This is a genomic window from Nocardioides sp. HDW12B, from assembly GCF_011299595.1.
In the GTDB taxonomy this organism is placed as follows: Bacteria; Actinomycetota; Actinomycetes; order Propionibacteriales; family Nocardioidaceae; genus Marmoricola_A.
Genome location: NZ_CP049867.1, coordinates 1,171,019 through 1,189,157, shown reverse-complemented (window position 1 = coordinate 1,189,157; position 18,139 = coordinate 1,171,019). Strand labels below are relative to the sequence as shown.

Genomic DNA, 18,139 nt, shown 5'->3' with positions numbered 1-18,139 from the left:
GACCGAGCCAGGGAGCACGATGACCACCTCCGCCTCCGACCCGTCCTGGGTGGAGCTCCTCCGCAGCAACCGCGAGGCGGTGCTGACCCGCTGGGCCGACGTCGCCGCCGCGACCCTCGCCGGGCGCATGACGCGCTCCGAGCTCGAGCGGGACTGCCGCGACATCTTCGACGGCATCATCGCGGCCGAGGACGTCGCCGGCGGCAGCGGCAACGGGCTGACCAGCGACGCCTACTCCGACGTGCGCGGGCTGCTGGCGGAGATCAGCCGCACCCGCGCCCGCCAGGGCTTCACGCCCACCGAGACCGCCATCGGCGTGTTCGGCCTGAAGGAGGCCGTCCTGTCGGTGCTCGAGGCGAGCAACGACACCGAGGGCTACCGCGGCTTCGCCGCGCTGTCGCGTCGCACGGACGACCTGGGCCTCTTCATGCTCGAGACGTACGCGGCCACGCGCGAGGGGGTCATCGCCGAGCAGGCCGACACCCTCATGGAGCTCTCGACCCCCGTGGTGAAGCTGTGGGACGGCGTGGTCGCGCTGCCGCTGGTCGGCACCCTGGACTCCGCGCGGACGCAGGTCGTCATGGAGAGCCTGCTGCAGGCACTGGTCGAGACCGGTTCCGAGCACGCCATCATCGACATCACCGGCGTCGGCGCGGTCGACACCCAGGTCGCGCAGCACCTGCTCAAGACGGTGCAGGCCGCGCGGCTGCTGGGCGCGGAGTGCATCATCTCCGGCATCCGCCCGCAGATCGCCCAGACCGTCGTCGGCCTCGGCATCGACTTCGGCGACATCTCCACCAAGTCGAGCCTGGCCGATGCCCTGCTGCTGGCCCTCCGCGAGTCCGGCCTCGACATCGTCTCGCGCGGTGGGGCTCAGGCCGACTGATGACCCGCATCCCGATCCTGCGCATCGGAGACGTCCTGCTGGTCACCATCCAGGTCGAGCTGGAGGACCACATCGCCACCCAGCTCCTCGAGGACCTCGGCGAGAAGCTCGTCGCCACCGGCGCCCGCGGCGTGCTGATCGACATCTCGGGCCTCGACATCGTCGACAGCTTCATCGGCCGGATGATCTCGATGATCGCCTCGACCTCCCGGGTGCTCGACGCCCAGACCGTGCTCGTCGGCATGCAGCCCGCCGTCGCCATCACGCTCGTCGAGCTCGGGCTCACGCTGCCCGGAGTCCGCACCGCGCTCGACGTGGACCGCGGCATGGACCTGCTGGACCGCCTGCTCGAGCACGAGCGGCGGGGCCGGGTCCTGCGCGCCCGAGGACGATGACGGCCCGCCTGGGTGAGCGTCCCACCGAGAGCCACCCGGTCTCCGACGACGCCGACGTGGTCCGCGTCCGCCAGGCCGTGCGCACGCAGGCGGTCGCGGCGAAGCTCTCCCTGATCGACCAGACCAAGCTCGTCACGGCCACCAGCGAGCTGGCCCGCAACACCGTCATCTACGGCCGCGGCGGCACGGCGGTCATCGAGCACGTGAGCCTCCACAACCGCGCCGGCATCCGGGTCACCTTCAGCGACGGCGGTCCCGGCATCCCGGACCTCGAGAAGGCGCTCACCGACGGCTGGACGAGCGGCGTGGGCATGGGCCTCGGGCTGTCCGGAGCGCGCCGCCTCGTCGACGAGTTCGACATCAGCTCCTCCCCCGGTGAGGGCACCACCGTCACCGTCACCAAGTGGGCCAGATGACCTCACCGGGTGACCTCGGCTCCTCCAGCACCGACGAGTCGGTGTGGATCCGGGTCGAGGAGCCGAGCACGTGCGCGTCCGTACGACGCCGCGCCGCCGAGCTCGCGCGTCAGGTGCAGCTCGCCCACGACCAGATCGAGGAGGTGGCCGTCGCCGCCTCCGAGCTGGCCTCCAACCTGGTCAAGCACGCCCGGGAGGGCGCGGTCCTGCTCCGGGTGCTCCGTCGTGGCGGCACCGCCGGCGTGGGGGTGCTGACCCTCGACCACGGGCCGGGCACCCGCGACATCGCCGCTCTCAGCGTCGACGGGGTGACCACCACGGGCACCCTCGGCATCGGCCTGGGCGCCGTACGCCGCTTCGCCGACCGTCTCGACCTGCACTCGGTGCCCGGGCTGGGGACGGTCGTCAGCGCCGAGTTCTGGCGCCACGAGAGCGCCGCCCGCGGTGGCTCCGACCCGACCCACGGCTCCGACCTGTTCGGCGGGCTGCTGCGCCCGTTGCCCGGCGAGAGCGTCTGCGGCGACGCCTACGCCCACCGGGCCACGGACGACGGCAGCATCGTCATGATGGTCGACGGGCTCGGCCACGGCCCCATGGCCGCCCGCGCCTCCGACGCCGCGGTCCGGACCTTCCTCGCCAGTCGGCGCTCCGCTCCCGGCCACCTCCTCGAGGAGCTCCACGTCGCGCTGCGCGACACCCGCGGTGCGGCGGTGGCCATCGCCCGGGTCGACCACCGGACGCAGTCGCTGACCTACGCGGGGATCGGCAACATCGCCGGTCGGGTCGTCGACGCCTCCGCCAGCTCGCAGCTGGCCTCCCAGCCCGGGATCGTCGGCCACAACGCGCCCTCGGTGCGGGAGGTCGACGTACGGCTCGAGCGCGGGCAGTGGCTGGTGATGCACAGCGACGGCCTCTCCGACCGCTGGCGGGTGCAGGACCTGCCCGGTGTCCTGGCCACGTCCCCGGTCGTGCTCTCCGCGGCGCTGCTCCGGGCCGCCGGCGGGCGTCGGGACGACGCGGGGGTGCTCACCCTGCGGCTCGACGGCGGAGGTGGGCATGGGCAGTGACACCCTGCGGCACGTCGTCGAGGTGGCCGAGGACCTCGACGTCCTGCGCGCGCGAGAGGCGGCCCGCACGGTCGCGCTCGCGCTCGGCTCGGCGGACGTCGTCGCGACCCGGGTCACCGTGTGCGTCGGCTCGCTGGCCCACGACCTGGCGGTCGCCGGCGGAGGCCGGGTCGAGCTGTCGGCCACGCACGGCGAGCCGCTGCGGGTCCGGTGCACCCCGCGCACGGCCACGGCGACCTCCGGGCGCGGTCCCGAGCCGGTCAGCTGGGCCGCGAGCGCCCCGGCGGTGGCCCTCCTGGCCGACCGGACCAGCCTCGGCGACGGGGCGGACGAGGCGACGGTGGCGCTCATGGTCGAGGACGTCGTGCACGCCCTGACGGCCGACGAGGTGGACGTCCTGCGGCACCGGCTGGCCGAGCCGGGCCACAGCACCTGGGCCGACCACCTGCACGACCAGGGCCGCGACCTGATGATGGTGCTGGCCCAGCTGCAGTCGCGCGACGAGAGCCCGCGCGAACGCATGGAGGCGGAGTCAGCCGCGGACGCCGACGGCATCATCGGGCTCTACCACGAGCTCTCCGAGGAGCTGGAGCGCACCAACCAGGGCGTGGTGGCGCTGTACGCCGAGATCGACGACAAGAGCCGCCAGCTCCGTGAGGCCAGCGAGGCCAAGACCCGCTTCATGCGCAACATCAGCCACGAGCTGCGCTCCCCCAGCAATTCCATCATCGGGCTCGCGCGCCTGCTGCTCGACTCGGGCGCGGAGTCACAGCTCGTGGACGAGCAGCGCGAGCAGGTGAACTTCATCGAGGCGAGCGCCCGCGACCTCCTCGGGCTGGTCGACGAGCTGCTCGACCTCGCCGCCGCCGAGTCGGGCCGGATGGACGCCACGGCCGAGGCGGTGGACCTCGCCGAGCTCTTCGACGAGCTGTCCGGCGTGACCCGCCCCCTGCTGCGGTCCGGCGTCTCGCTGCACGTGCGCCCCCCCGAGCCGGGCACCACGTTGCACACCGACCGCACCCTGCTGCGCCACATCCTGCGCAACCTGCTGAGCAACGCCGCGAAGTTCACCGCCGAGGGCCGCGTCGACCTGTCGGCCCGGACGACCGCGGAGACCGTGGTCCTCGAGGTCGCCGACACCGGCATCGGCATCGCGGAGGAGGACCGGAGCCGGGTGTTCGAGGAATTCTTCCAGGCGCGCAGTCCTCTCCATGCGGGGGTCAAGGGCACCGGACTCGGGCTAGCCTTTGCCCAGCGCATCGCGGTCACCCTCGGCGGCTCCCTGGAGCTCGCCAGCACCCCTGGTGCAGGGAGCCGATTCAGCGTGCGTCTGCCCCGGAAGCCGTCCGGGACAACGGCCGAAGGGGGAGGTCCCGCGTGAGCCCTGCGAGCACCACGCTCCTCGTGTGCGACGACACCGCCGCCAAGCGGTACGTCATCTCCAGCTGGCTGCGACGTGCGGGCTACGAGGTCATCGGCGCCAGCTCGGCCGCCGAGGCGATGCGCACGGTGGCGACCCGCTCGGTCGACCTCGTCGTCCTCGACGTCCACCTGCCCGACCGCAGCGGCCTCGACGTCGCGATGGAGCTCAAGTCGACGGCCGAGACCGCCGCCATCCCCGTCGTGCACATCTCGGCGGTCGCGATGGAGCCCGAACACCGCAGTGCCGGGCTGGACCGCGGTGCCGACGCCTACCTGGTCGACCCCATCGAGCCGCAGGAGCTGGTGTCGACCGTGGGAGCGCTGCTGCGCTCGTCGGGAGCCCGCCGCCGTGCCGAGTCCTTGGCGACGCGTCTGGGTCGGCTCAACCGGGCCGCCCTGCGGCTCAACGTCGCCACCACCGTCCCGCGGCTGTCCGACGCCGCCGCCGCCGGTGTCCAGCTGGTGTTCGGCGGGCGCGGCGCCGCCCTGGTCAGCAGCAACGACCCCGCGGTGCCCACGCAGCTCATGCGCCGCGACGACGGGTTGTCCCCCCGCCACGTCGTGAGCGTGGACCCCGAGACGCTGCGCAGCATGCTGGCCGCGGTCCCCGAGCTCGGCCGGGTCGACCTGAGCGACCCCACCTGGTCGGCGCTCGCGGGGGACGCGCTCGCGACCGGCAACGGACCCGGCGGGCTGGTGACGCAACGCGCACCCGAGACGACACCTGCCGGGGCGTGTGCCGTCGCTGCGATCCGCTCCGGCTCGGAGGTGGTCGGGTTCGTCGCGGTCGACAGCGCGATGGTGTCCGACCACGACGACGAGCGGATGCTCGCCGAGCTCGCCCAGGCTGCCGGGGTCGCCGTGGAGAACCTCCGCGCCATGGAGGCCGAGCACCGCACCGCGCTGATCCTGCAGCGCAGCCTGCTGCCGGCCATCCTGCCGCCCCTCGACGGGCTGCAGCTGGTGGCGCGCTACCGCGCGGCGGACGGTCAGTCGCAGATCGGCGGGGACTTCTTCGACGCCTTCGTCACCGACCAGGGCACCGCACACGTCGTCATCGGCGACGTGCAGGGCCACTCGCTGGAGGCCGCGGTGCTCATGGCCGAGCTGCGCTACACCCTGCGCGCCTACGCCCAGGACGGCCACTCCCCCCGCGACGTGCTCGAGCGGCTGGACCTGACGCTGCACCGCAGCCGGCCCGACATGACGGCGACCCTGTGCCTGCTGGCCTTCGGTCCTCCGGCTCCCGACGGCAACCGGACGGTCGAGGTGGCCAACGCCGGGCACCTGCCCCCGCTGCTGGTGCGCGACGGCACCGGCGACTACCTCGACGCCTCCGGCCCGCTCCTCGGCGGTCTGCTGGGGGCGCCGGAGACCCTGACGGTCGACCTGCGTCCCGGTGACCGCCTGGTGCTCATCACCGACGGGCTGGTCGAGCGCCGCGGCGAGGACCTGGGCGCCAACCTCGACGCCTTCGCGGCCGGCGTCACCGCCTCGGTGCTCACCGCCGAGGCGCTCAGCGACGTGCTCATGGCCGAGCACGGCCGCGGGCACGGTCCGCTCGACGACGACTCGGCGCTGGTGCTGATCGACGTGGTCGCACCCGACGCTCCCTGAGGCACCTCGCTGCTGCGGGCACCGGACCCCTCGGCTCGGGGCGAAGGTCCTGTGTTCGCCCTGCACCTCGGCGCGCGTGCAACTGTCGCCGTCCTGGCTGCGTCTTGGAGCTGTTCGGAACCCCGGACCGCCGTCGGCCCCCGGGCCACCAGCCAGGAGATCTGCCATGTCACGCCGCACCACTCGCTCGACCGCACTCGCCGCCGCCGCCACCGCCGCTGCCGGTGTCCTCGCCACCCCCACCCCCGCGGTCGCCGAGGCCGTGGTCTACACGTCCGAGCGGGCTTCCGTCCGGCTCACCTACGGCACCGACGAGCCCCCGTCGGCGCGTGAGTCGGTGCGCCTCGACGTGCCCACGGGCTACGTCCGGGACCGGCGCAACCCCCACAAGGTCACCTGGCACGAGCCCTTCACGGGCGGACGTGCCATCTCGGTGGACCTCGCCCCCCGCAACGGGACCGCCGCGGACCTCCGTGCGCAGCGCGACCGCACCGCGGCGACGTACGGCGACAGCTATCGCGAGCTCGCCTTCGACGTCGACCGCTCCGCCGGTGGCATGACGGCCCGGTGGGCCTACTCGTTCACCGAGCCGGGCACCGGCGACGTCGACCCCTTCGTCAGCGTGGTCCTCACCGAGGGCAACCGCATCGAGGTCGTGGGCCGGTTGGCCGAGCGCGAGCAGGTCCGGGCGATCCGCAAGCACGTGGTCGCCTCCGCCCGGTTCGTGAGCTGACCGCCTCGCACGCCCCACCAGCCCCACACGTTGCCGTCTGTCACTGCGCATCAGCCGTTCGGTCGGTGTGACCCCACCCCTCCATCAGGACCTAGGTCGCTGGCTGGCGATGGTCTGGACAGGATGGAATGTCCGGGTTCACAGACCATCCGTCGCCGGGCTCGCCCGACGCCTCGTGGCCGCAGCCGCGGATGTGGGCGCTGGGAGAGCTTGGGGGCAAGCGATGTCGAACGGTCATGTCCGCACGGGTGGATTCGGGAACCAGTCGGGCGGGCACGGCCGTCGACGTCGACCGGCGGCGCGGGGGCGCCGCCTCGGCGTCACGACCGCCCTGACCGGGCTCGTCGGCGCCGCACTCATCGCCACGACCACTCCCCCCGCCACGGCCGCCGGAGCGCTGAGCGCCGACGCGACCGCGATGAAGAAGGCGGTGCAGAGCCTGGCCGTCACGCTCGACGCCCTGTCCGCCACGCCGACGCTCCAGGCACGACTCCCGTTGGCCGGACAGTCGGTCAGCGACGTGCTGGGCCTCGACGCCGCGTTCGTGCGCTCGCTCGGCGCGGCGGCGACCTCGTACGACGGCTCCGGTGAGACCGACCTCGCCGGTCTGGTGAAGGCACTCGACGCCTCCGACACCGCCACCCTCGGCGTCACCGCGACACAGCAGGACAAGACCGTCACCGTCACCCTGGACAAGAAGACCGTCAGTGGTCGGGCCTACGCCCTGCACTCCGACGAGGCACTTTTCCTCGACGGCACCAGCGCCCCGGAAGGCAGCACCCCCCTCACCGGCTCCGTCGGCGGCACGCTGAAGCTCACCGTCGGCTCGGACGGTGTCGTCACCCTCGACCCGAACGCCTCGCTGTCCGTGGCGCTCAAGGGCGGCCGCAGCGGGCTCACCGTGCCCTCTCGCTACGGCTTCACCGACGTCACGGCCGCGGGCACCACCGCCTACGACGTCTCGGCGACCTTCACCGTCCGCGACCCCGACGGCAGCCTCGCGATCACCCCGACCGAGTGGCAGACCACCCCCTTCGCCGAGCTGGCACCCGTCACGATCGCCGGCTCCGCCGCCGTTGACCTCGCCCTCGACAGCGGGCTCGTCGGCGGCACCGGCACCACCGACGGCACGGTCAAGCAGACCCTCAGCGGCGCGACCCAGATGACACCGACGCCCACCGGCGACGGTGCGTACGCTTTCCCGGCACCGACCGTCACCACCGGGACCGGGCTGAAGGACTTCGCCAAGATCACCTCCGGCGACGCGCTCGTGGCGCTGGCCCAGATGGCTGCGGCGTACACCAACGCTGAGTCACGCATCGACCCCCGGCTCCCCCTGGTGGACACCGCCGTCAGCCAGATCGGCTCGGCCGCCAAGGGCCTCAACGAGCTCGTCGAGGCCCAGGGCGCAGCCGCGGTCACCTGTGGGCGCGCCAACACGAGCCCGCCGAGCGCCACCACTGTGCCTGGCACGACGTGGTACTGCCAGGCCCGCACCGCCGACCCGGTCGTCGCCGGCTCCGCGAGCTGGAAGCTCGCCGGCGCGGGCACGCTGTCCGGCGCCACCGCCACGACCGTCGGCCCGGACCCGACCACGAACGTCACCGTGACCGGCAGCGCCACCGAGCCCGACGTGTCGGTCTCCTTCAAGGTCGCCGGCACCGGCGGCGGCGAGCCTGTCACCTTCACCGCCCAGCGTCGCATGCGCACCGCGCAGGAGATGGCCGCGCGCCTCTCCGCCCTGCCCGGCGGCTCTGCCACCGTCCCGGCGTACGACGCCACGGCGCGCGCCCTCACGTTCCCGGTCACCTCCGACGTGGACCCGGCCCCCCAGGACCTCGACTACGCCTTCGGCGACCTCTTCCGCACCAAGGCGCACCTGCGCTCGATCGAGACCGGGTCGAAGCTGCGCGTCGACGTCGGCAAGGTCTCCCTCGCCGGCACCCTCGGTCTGCTGCTCGCCCCCGAGGGCGAGAACGTCTCGGTCGCCGACCGCGCCTTCCTCAAGGGCGTCAGCGGGCCGGAGCTCTCGGTCGCCGGCATCAGCAGCGACGGTGTATTCAGCGGCGGCACCGGCAACGTCGGGCTGCTCGGCGTGAACGTCGCCGGCTCGAGCATGAAGATCAGCGCCGCCACGGCGAACGGAGTCGCACCTCTGGCAGCGAACATCGACACCGCAGCCCAGGTCCCTGCCCCGAACGGCGGAGCCCCGAGCGGGGCCGCGATGCTCAGCAAGGTCCTGAGCGCCCCGGGCGTCACCGCCGCGGTGCCCACGACCGGTGCGGTCGACCTGAACGTGGGCGGGAAGCTCACCGTCACGGCGCCCGAGCTTCCGTCGGGCAAGACCTACGAGACCACACTCGCCTACCCGGTCAAGCTCGCCGACACGACCACGCAGACCGCGGCGCTGCCGACGGTGACGATGAGCCCCGACTACGCCACGTACGTCGCCCCCCAGGACGTCGCTCCCCAGGTCACCGGGGTCGTCACCTCCGTCGACGGGGCCAAGGCCATGTCCGACAGCCGGACCACGTTCACCTCCGCGCTCGGTCCCGCGGTGGCCGCGGGCGACGTCCTCGCCCTGACCCTGACCAACCTGCGCACGGGCGCGTCCTGCGCGGCGGTCAAGGTCGCCACCAACTCCCTCACCTGCCAGGAGCAGGGCACCCCCGCCGGCACCGACGACCTCACCGTCACCTGGGCCCCGGGCCTGATGTCGGGCGGCAAGGTCCCCAACACGGAGCAGGACCCGGACGTCGAGGGCGACGAGTACCTCGTGGACAACAGCTGGAAGGTCGGCGACTCCTACCTCATCAGCGGCGACCCGGTCGCCACCCGGACGATAGCGCTGGGTGCCCTGGGTGACGTCGCCAGCGCTATCGCCGGCAGCGACGATGCTGCGTGGAACACACCGTTCCCGGCCCTCGGCATCGCACCCGCGCAGCTCGCGCCGCAGCTGAGCGGCGTGCAGGACCTCGTGACCGAGCTGTCCGCTCTGGTCACCGAGACCGAGAAGACTGCCGACCTCGCGCCCGCGGACGTCGCCGCCCTGCGCACCGCGCTCGAGAGCAAGGTGGACGCGTTCGCGACCAAGAACGGTGCCAGTGGCGCCGGCACCCAGGTCGCCATCACCGTCAAGGACGTCGCCGGACAGCCGGCCATGGTCCTCGACGTCACGGTCCCGGCTGCAGGGAAGCTCCAGGTCCCCCTCGAGGTCGCCGTCGGCGGCGGCACCGACTACAGCCTGCGACGATCGGAGATGGCCACGGGTGACACGACCACCCTCGAGGCCTCCTGGTCGTCGAAGATCGCCCTCAAGGTCGCGGTCCCGACCAACCTGATGCAGGCGCCCGGCGCCGTCACGGTCCTGCCCGGCACCGGCGTCACCGAGATGAAGGTCGACGTCGGCTCCACCACCGTCGACCTCGCCGGCACGCTCGGTCCCGTCGAGGTCAACGTCGGCACCAGCGGCGCCATGAAGGGTGTGTCCACCGACCCCGACGACCTCACCTCCGAGCTCGTGCGCACAGAGGGCACGGTCGCGGTCAGCGGTACGACGACCACGGCCGGCTCGACCCTCACCGACGCCGCCCTCGAGCTGTCGAAGCTCTACACCGCGGGCACGGCCACCACGCCGAGCACGACCAAGGCCAAGCGCACCACCACCGACCCGGCCGAGTGCGCAGCGACCGGCGTCTCCGGCACCGGCCTGCTCTGCGACCTCCCCGACCCGTCGGCGACGGTGAAGAAGGACTGGGTCGTCGGTGACACCTACACGCTGGCCTACTCCAGCACCACCGTGCTGGCCGACACCAAGGCCGACTTCCTCACGAAGAAGGTCGCGGTAGGCGACGTCGTCTACACCTACACGCTGAAGGACGGCGCCCGTCAGAAGGTCGGCGCCTGCGAGGTGGCCACGGTGGCCAAGCACCTCCTCACCTGTGCTGCTGCGCTCACCAACAGCGCCACCTTCACTGCCGGCGCCACCCCCACGACGTACCGCGTGGTCCAGGACGCCCTGATGTCGCCGGGGGCCAACTTCGACAAGGCCGGCCTCGTCGGCAGCGTGGTCAAGAACCTGACCGACAAGTCCGAGTGCAAGATCGCGACCGCGACCGCCGACTCGCTCACCTGCGGCACCGCCGGTCTCGAGAAGGGCACGGACAACCGCTGGGAGCCCGGCGACGCCTACGAGATCCCGGGCGCCGCGACCTTCCAGGCGTCCTACGCCTTCTCGCTGCTCGGCACCGCCACGACGCCCCTGTCCGTGACCGCCTACGTCGGCGACGACGACGACGAGACCACGCCCGCGAACCTCGTCGGCAAGCTCGGCACGGGCGCCAACGCACCCACCTGCGACACCGCGAAGCGCGCACTCTGCGCCGCCCTCTCGCTGCGCACCAAGCCGACCGACGACCAGCCCGACGGCACGGCGCTCGGCGTGCTGAAGCTGAGCGCGACCATCGGCGCCGATGGGGCGCCTCTGCTGGCCAGCACCGTGCCCGACGCCGTGGTTGCGCTGAAGGACGGCGACACCCCGATGGCCTTCAGCGCCATGGGCGACGCCTTCGACGACGCCGCCACCTCGACCAACGAGGGACTCGACGGCTCGACCGAGGACGCCTCGATGCCGCTGGTGGGCTCCGACCCGGCCGCCGGCACGTACCTGACTCAATTCCTCGACCTGTTCGGGCCTGAGTTCTCCACCCAGCTGCAGACCGTCTTCGCCACCATCGACGGCGAGACGCCGCTGGATGCGGTGGGCGACGGCACGGAGAGCCTCGACAAGGTCCTCCAGGCGGCTGCAGACGCCGCGCTCGAGGACCTGAAGTCCGCCGCCGGCGGCAACCCGATGGCCGACAAGATCACCGTCGAGCCGGAGATCCTCTGCGACGAGGACCCGTGCAACCTCGACCCTGACGAGGGCGACGTCGCCACGATCGGCGACATCACCGACATCAAGATGCCGATCTCCATCGGCGACGAGGCGACCTACCAGCTGCCCTTCAGCGCCGGACTCGACGGCATGCCGCTGCAGGCGGACTTCGCCCTCGACTCCAAGGCCAGCTGGGACCTGACCTTCATGCTGGGCCTGTCCCGTTCCAAGGGTCCCTACCTCGACCTCGCCGACAGCGACCTCACGCTCAGCGCCGACGTCACCTTCCCCGACAACCTTCCCGGAGAGAAGTGCCCCGTGGCGACGTCGGACGGCGCCTTCAGCGGCGACGGTCCCTTCGAGGACTACGACTCCGGTCGCTGCCAGGCGTTGACGCTCGGTCTGCTGCAGGCCACGGCGTACGACGCCGCGGGCGACGACGACCGCAGCCAGGCCAAAGTCGAGCTCGGCGTCAACCTCGGTGACCTGGTCGGCCTGTCCGGCGAGGACGCCGAGGAGGCGCCGGCAGCCGACGTCAAGAAAGCCTCCTTCGGCGACAAGCTCGAGGAGAAGGGTGTCAGCCTCGTCGCCACCGGGCGTCTGAACGTCTACTTCATCACCGGACTGAACCCCGACGTCGGCGGCGGCAAGCTCCAGAAGGGCAGCCTGCCCAGCGTGCACGGCATCCTCGACATGGGCTTCAACCAGCCGGAGGAGGGCGAGGAGCCCAAGAACATCTGGGACATCAACCTGAACGAGGACTGGTCGGTCGACTTCGGCAGCCTCTACCTCGACGCGGGTTCGTTCGTGAACGACTTCGCCGGCCCGGTGATCGGCGGGGTGGCCGACCACGTGAAGCCCTACAAGCCGCTCATCGACGCCCTGCGCGCCCCCATCCCGGTCGTGTCCGACATCGCGGTCCAGCTCGGCAAGCCCGCCGTCACGCCGATCTCCGTGCTGGAGAACGTCACCGGCGCCCGGCTCGGCTTCGTGCGCAAGGTGCTCGAGGTGCTCGACGTCGTCGCCAACCTCGAGGACGTCGGCGGCACGACCCTCATCCCGCTGGGCACCAGCGTCCCCGAGTCCCCTCTGGCCGGCCTGCTCCCCAACGGCGGTGCCGGCGAGTTCAGCATCGAGCCGAACCAGGTCGCGACCGCCCCCTGCGGCACGAGCAGGACGATCAACACCACACGGGCGCAGGCCAACGGCGCCAACGGCATCGGCCGCACCGGCACCGTGCGAGGACCGGCCCTACAGGCCAAGCGCCGTCCGGCGCCGACCAACTGCGCCCCCGCCGCGCCGAGCGGCAGCCCGCGCGGGATCAGCAAGGTCGTGGCAAAGCCGTGCACCAAGACCGCCACCACGACCACGACTGCCAGCTGCCGCAGCGGCTCGGGCGCGTCCAACATCTCGAAGTACGCCAACCGTCCCGCCCTCACCGGCACCGCGATCACCTTCCCGTTCCTCGAGGACTTCACCGAGATCTTCGGTCTCCTCATGGGTGAGGACGCCAATCTGGTGCGCCTCGACCTCGGCACGCTCAACGCCAGTGCCGGCGTCGGGCTGAAGTTCGGCCCCTTCATGGCCGGACCGGTCCCGGTCGACATCGGGGTCTCGTTCAACATCGCCTTCGCCGCCCACCTGGCGCTCGGCTACGACACCGCCGGCATCCGTGCCCTGCTCGACAGCGAGCCCGGCACGGCCGACCCGACCGCCATGCTCGACGGCCTCTACGTCGAGGACCTCGACGAGGCCGGCAACGACGTGCCCGAGATGACCCTGACCATCACCGTCCAGGTCGAGGGCGGCGTCTCGGTGCGCATCTTCCGCGTCGGTCTCTACGGCGGCGTCACCCTGACCCTCGCGGCCGACCTCAACGACCCGGACGCCGACGGCAAGCTGCGCTTCTCCGAGATCAGCTCACGCAGCCCTGCCTGCCTCTTCGACTTCAGCGGCACGCTGGACTTCTTCTTCGGCTTCTTCGTCGAGGTCGACCTGTTCATCGAGACACTGCGCTACGAGGTCGAGCTCTGGCGCCTGTCGCCCCCGCTGACGCTCTTCAAGCTGACCTGCACCACCGAGGATCCGCTCCTCGCCACCACGTCTGCCGACGGCAAGGACCTGGTTCTCAAGCTCGGCCCGAACGCGGCCAATCGCAACCTGGGCAACGACAAGCCTGACGAGCGGGTGAAGGTCCGCCAGCTCAGCGAGGAGGTCGCGGACAAGGTCACCCGGATCTCGGTCGAGATGCTGGGTGAGTACCAGGAGTTCGACGTCCCCAAGGGTGGTCGCATCATCGCCGACTCCGGCGACGGCCGCGACGTGCTCGAGTTCCTGCCCGGCGTGGACCTCGAGGGCACCACCTTCGACTTCACCGTCCCGGTCAAGGCCGACCTCGGTGACGGCCCCGACACCGCCAACCTCGGCAACGGGGACAACGAGGTCTCCGGCGGTGCCGAGAGCGACCAGATCACCGGCGGCTCGGGCCTCGACACGCTGTCCGGCGGCGAGGGCGACGACATGGTCGCCGGCGGCCTGCGCGACGACACCGTCAGCGGCGACGGCGGCAGCGACGACGTCACCGGCGACGCCGGGGCCGACACCGTTGACGGCGGCACCGGCGACGACCGCGTCACCGGCGGTCCCGGCCTCACCGAGGAGCAGGCCGAGGCCGCACGCGCGGCCTGGGAGGCCGGGCCCGACACTGGCGACGCCGGAGGCGCAGCGGGAGCCGCGCGCGTCGAGGACGACGCCGACGCGGAGGAGCCTGGGCCGGCCGGCGAGTTCGTCAGCCCCCAGGACCTCGCGGACGTCGTCATCGGCGGCGAGGGCGACGACCTGCTCAGCGGACACCTCGGCGACGACCAGCTCTTCGGCGAGAACCGCACGGCGAACCCCGTGTCGGCCTTCCGCTCCGGTGCCTGCACCGGAAACGCCGGCACAGGCACCGGTGACGACACCCTCAACGGCGACGTCGGCGACGACTGGCTCGCCGGTGGACCGGGCGACGACTCGCTCACCGGCGGCGAGGGCTCCGACACGCTCTGCGGCAACGGCGACCAGGACTCCCTCGACGGCGACGACGGTCCGACCGGTGAGGCCGCGGGTAACGACGAGCTCCGCGGTGGCGACGGCGACGACCGCCTCGAGGGTCGGGGCGGCTCCGACGTCGCCGACGGTGGCGACGGCGACGACCTCGTCGAGGGCGGCGAGGCCGTCGACCTGACCCTCGGTGGCACGGGCTCGGACGCCGTGAACAGCGGCGACGCCGCCGACGTGGTGCTCGGTGACACCGGCACCCTGAAGGCGCTCGACCTCACGGACGGCCAGGCCGGCGTCGCCGGCCTCGGGCTGCCGGACGCGGGCGGTACGGCGTACGAGGGCTTGGTGAAGGATCACGACGCGGGCGGTGAGGACGGCTCGGTCACGGTCTGCACGACGCGTGTGCTCGTGATCCGCCCGACCAGCTCGGAGACGCAGCCCCTCGGCAAGGCCGACGTCGACGGCGACGGCGAGATCAGCCAGGACGACGACGGGCGGCTCGACGGCTACGGCGTCGTCGACGGGCTCGTGGACGTCGACGGCGACGGCGACACCGACAGCGCCGACAACGGGGTCGTCGCAGGGCTGCCCATCGGCGGCGGTGCGTTCGACGTGAAGGCCAGCCAGGCGCTGACGGCGCTGGCCTGGGCGGGCGACGGCGACGCCGACTGCCTCCTCGGCCAGGACGACGACGACGCGATGTTCGGCGGCGCCGGCGGCGACGTGCTCCTCGAGGGTCTCGGGGACGGTCTCGGCGTCGGCGGTGCCGGCGACGACACCGTCCGCGGTGAGGACGGCGTGGACGTCCTGCGGGGCTCGGACGACGACGACGAGCTGCTCGGCGACGCGGGCGACGACTCGATCCTCGGCAACACCGGTGACGACACGGCGTACGGCGGTGCCGACGACGACCAGGTCGAGGGCAACGAAGGCGACGACACGCTCAACGGTGGCGAGGGCGTCGACGCGCTCGTCGGCGGAACCACCGGCACGGGCGCGGCCGACGGCGACGACACCGTCTACGGCGGGCAGGCGAACGACTTCATCGCCGGTGACAACGCCCGTCCGGCCCGCAAGGCGGGTCTGCTCGTCGGGCTGCAGCTCGAGGACGTGACCGGTGACAAGGCAGCCGGCACGGACCTGCTGTCCGGCGGTGACGACGACGACCGCATCTACGGTCAGGGCGGCGCCGACACCATCGGGGGTGACGCCGACCAGGACGACATCGAGGGCGGTCCGGGCTCGGACGTCGTCCGCGGTGGCGACGGTTCCGACACCATCGTCGGCGGTTCCGGCACGGACACGCTGACGACCGGCACGGCGCGCACCACCTGGGCGGGGACCTCCGACACCGGGGACGAGCTGTACGGCGACGCCGGGAACGACACGATCCTCGGCGACAACGGCGTGGCGAAGACCCGGACGCTGTTCGACGTCCCGACCGGCGGCTCCGACCCAGCTGCGGGCCCGTTCGGCGACGACGTCGTCAGCGGCGGCACCGAGGGCGACCGTGTCTACGGGCAGTCCGGCGACGACACGTTGGGCGGCGACGCCGGCAACGACGTCGTCGACGGCAACAGCGGCGCGGACACCCTGCGCGGCGGCACCGAGGACGACGTGCTCGTCGGTGGCTCCCAGCAGGGCGCGACCGCGACGGTCAAGGGCGAGAAGATCGACGACCGCGACCGCAAGCCCGCCGGGGAGACCGCATTCCGCGGCGACCTGGTCAACGGTGACGCCGGTGACGACGTCGTCCTCGGCGACAACGGCCGCGTGACCGGGAGCGGGGCGACCGCGAGCGTCGAGGAGTACGACGTCTGGCGTGCCTCGGGCGCCGAGGCGCCCGAGGCCGCCGGCAACGACCGGCTGTTCGGCGACGCCGGACGGGACCGGATGTTCGGCCAGGGCCTGAACGACGCCATGTCCGGTGGCAACGACGATGACGCCATGTCCGGTGACTCCGGCGCCGACACCATGGCGGGCGACAGCGGCGCCGATGACATCGTCGGTGGCTCGGGCCTGGCCCAGCTCCCGCTGGACCTCGCCGGGGTCCGCGACGAGGGTGACTCGTTGTGGGGTGACGCCCCTGGCGCGACCGCGACCTCGGGTGACGCCGACGTGATCCTCGGCGACAACGGCCGCATCTCCCGCTCGGGCACCGACCCGAACACGAAGCAGGCCGCCCGGTCGACGGTGCTCTACGACCTCGCGGTCGTGGCGAAGTCGCTGCCGTCGACCCTGGTCTCGGGCAACGACGTGATCCGTGGCAACGCGGACCGCGACCTGGTCTACGGCCAGTGCGGGGCAGACACGATCGACGGCGACGCCGGCGACGACTGGTTGGAGGGCAACACCAACCCGGCCTCGCCGTCGGGCTCCCCTGACACCATCCGGGGTGGGGACGGCGACGACGACGTCCTCGGCGGCTCGTCGAACAACGTCGGCACCACCACCGGGGTGACCGGATCCACCGGCACGGCCGGCGCGGGCGCCTTCCCGGCCACACCGAACAAGGTGCTGGACGGTGGCGACCGCCTGTGGGGCGACGCGGGCAACGACGCCGTGCTCGGCGACAACGGGCGCGTCGACCGGGCGGCGGCCGGCAGCCTGTGGACCTACCAGTCCTACAAGGGCTCCGGCGAGACCACCGCCGGCAAGCTGCTGGTCCGCAAGGTCCTGTCGGCCCGCGCCGACGAGGGCACCGGCGCCTACGGCGACGACGAGGGCCACGGCGGCGACGGTCACGACGAGCTCTACGGCCAGCTCGGCAACGACAAGCTCGAGGGCAACGCCGGCGACGACTCCGTCCTCGGTGACCTCGGCGAGGTCGTGACCTCGGTCCGGACCGGCTCCTCCAAGGTCGTCGAGGCCAGCGGCTTCATCTCCGAGACGATCAACGTGCCGGGCACGCTGAAGCGCACCACGACGACGTACCCGGTGCCGACCTCGGCCACCAGCGGCGGTGTGGGTGGGACCGACGTCCTGCTCGGCGGGCTCGGCAACGACGTCACCCACGGCGGCGCCGGCAACGACCAGATGTGGGGCAACCGCTCGTTCGTCGGGTCGACCTTCGCCACCCTGGTGCCGACGAAGGAGACCTCGCCGGTCGGGATCTCCGGGCTCGACGACGACGTGATCTTCGGTGGCCACGGCGACGACCGGGCGTGGGGCGGGTGGCAGCACGACCGGCTCTACGGCGGTCACGGTGCCGACCAGCTCGACCTGGTGACGGTGCTCAACGGCTCGCGCCAGGGTGACCCGACGGTCGACTTCAAGGGCATCGACTTCATGTACGGCGGCTGGGGCCAGGACGGCATGCAGGCCGACGTCAGCAAGCCGAGCCCGAGCAACCAGACCGACAAGATGGTCGACGGGACGGGCGCCTACAACGGCTACTTCGTCTGCGAGGGCGCCTACGGCGGCAACTCGGTGATGCGGCTGCTGTCGCCGGCGATGGAGTCGTTCTGGCAGCAGGTCGCCGCCGACGACGGCCTGGTGTCGGCCGCGTCGTCGAAGACGTCGGGCTGGTGGGAGCTGGGCATGGTCTACAACGCCGACCGAGGCTCCAACGCGAACCCGGTCTACTCCCTCAACCCGGCGAACTTCGTCTGCGACAGCTGACGGGGGCACTCCTGCTGCGGTGGGTCCGAGCCACGAGGTGACTCGGACCCACCGCACAGGGAGG

8 protein-coding genes are annotated in these 18,139 nt (G+C 72.3%); all 8 read left to right on the top strand.

The window, feature by feature from the left end; translation table 11 throughout:
* The first annotated feature begins 19 nt into the window (after nucleotides 1–19).
* A complete protein-coding gene (locus tag G7072_RS05625) occupies nucleotides 20–886 on the top strand; it encodes an STAS domain-containing protein (protein WP_166084635.1) in 867 nt (288 codons plus the stop codon).
* On the top strand, nucleotides 886–1,281 hold the full coding sequence (locus tag G7072_RS05620; RefSeq protein ID WP_166084634.1) for an STAS domain-containing protein: 396 nt from the start codon (nucleotides 886–888) through the stop codon (nucleotides 1,279–1,281). The genes G7072_RS05625 and G7072_RS05620 overlap by 1 nt, the downstream gene beginning before the upstream one ends.
* Nucleotides 1,278–1,697 carry an anti-sigma regulatory factor gene (locus G7072_RS05615; RefSeq protein ID WP_166084633.1) on the top strand — a complete coding sequence of 140 codons (420 nt, stop codon included), beginning with the start codon at nucleotides 1,278–1,280 and terminating at the stop codon, nucleotides 1,695–1,697. The genes G7072_RS05620 and G7072_RS05615 overlap by 4 nt, the downstream gene beginning before the upstream one ends.
* Nucleotides 1,694–2,764, top strand: a complete 1,071-nt coding sequence (locus tag G7072_RS05610) for an ATP-binding SpoIIE family protein phosphatase (protein WP_240917259.1) — start codon at nucleotides 1,694–1,696, stop codon at nucleotides 2,762–2,764. The genes G7072_RS05615 and G7072_RS05610 overlap by 4 nt, the downstream gene beginning before the upstream one ends.
* Nucleotides 2,754–4,145: a HAMP domain-containing sensor histidine kinase gene (locus G7072_RS05605; protein WP_166084631.1), complete on the top strand. Its 1,392-nt coding sequence runs from the start codon at nucleotides 2,754–2,756 to the stop codon at nucleotides 4,143–4,145. Before G7072_RS05610 ends, G7072_RS05605 begins: the two co-directional genes overlap by 11 nt.
* Nucleotides 4,142–5,803 carry a SpoIIE family protein phosphatase gene (locus tag G7072_RS05600; protein WP_166084630.1) on the top strand — a complete coding sequence of 554 codons (1,662 nt, stop codon included), beginning with the start codon at nucleotides 4,142–4,144 and terminating at the stop codon, nucleotides 5,801–5,803. The genes G7072_RS05605 and G7072_RS05600 overlap by 4 nt, the downstream gene beginning before the upstream one ends.
* Before the next feature lie 166 nt (nucleotides 5,804–5,969).
* Nucleotides 5,970–6,536 carry a hypothetical protein gene (locus G7072_RS05595; RefSeq protein ID WP_166084629.1) on the top strand — a complete coding sequence of 189 codons (567 nt, stop codon included), beginning with the start codon at nucleotides 5,970–5,972 and terminating at the stop codon, nucleotides 6,534–6,536.
* A 223-nt stretch (nucleotides 6,537–6,759) separates the two neighbouring features.
* Nucleotides 6,760–18,075: a calcium-binding protein gene (locus tag G7072_RS05590; protein ID WP_166084627.1), complete on the top strand. Its 11,316-nt coding sequence runs from the start codon at nucleotides 6,760–6,762 to the stop codon at nucleotides 18,073–18,075.
* Nucleotides 18,076–18,139 lie beyond the last annotated feature (64 nt).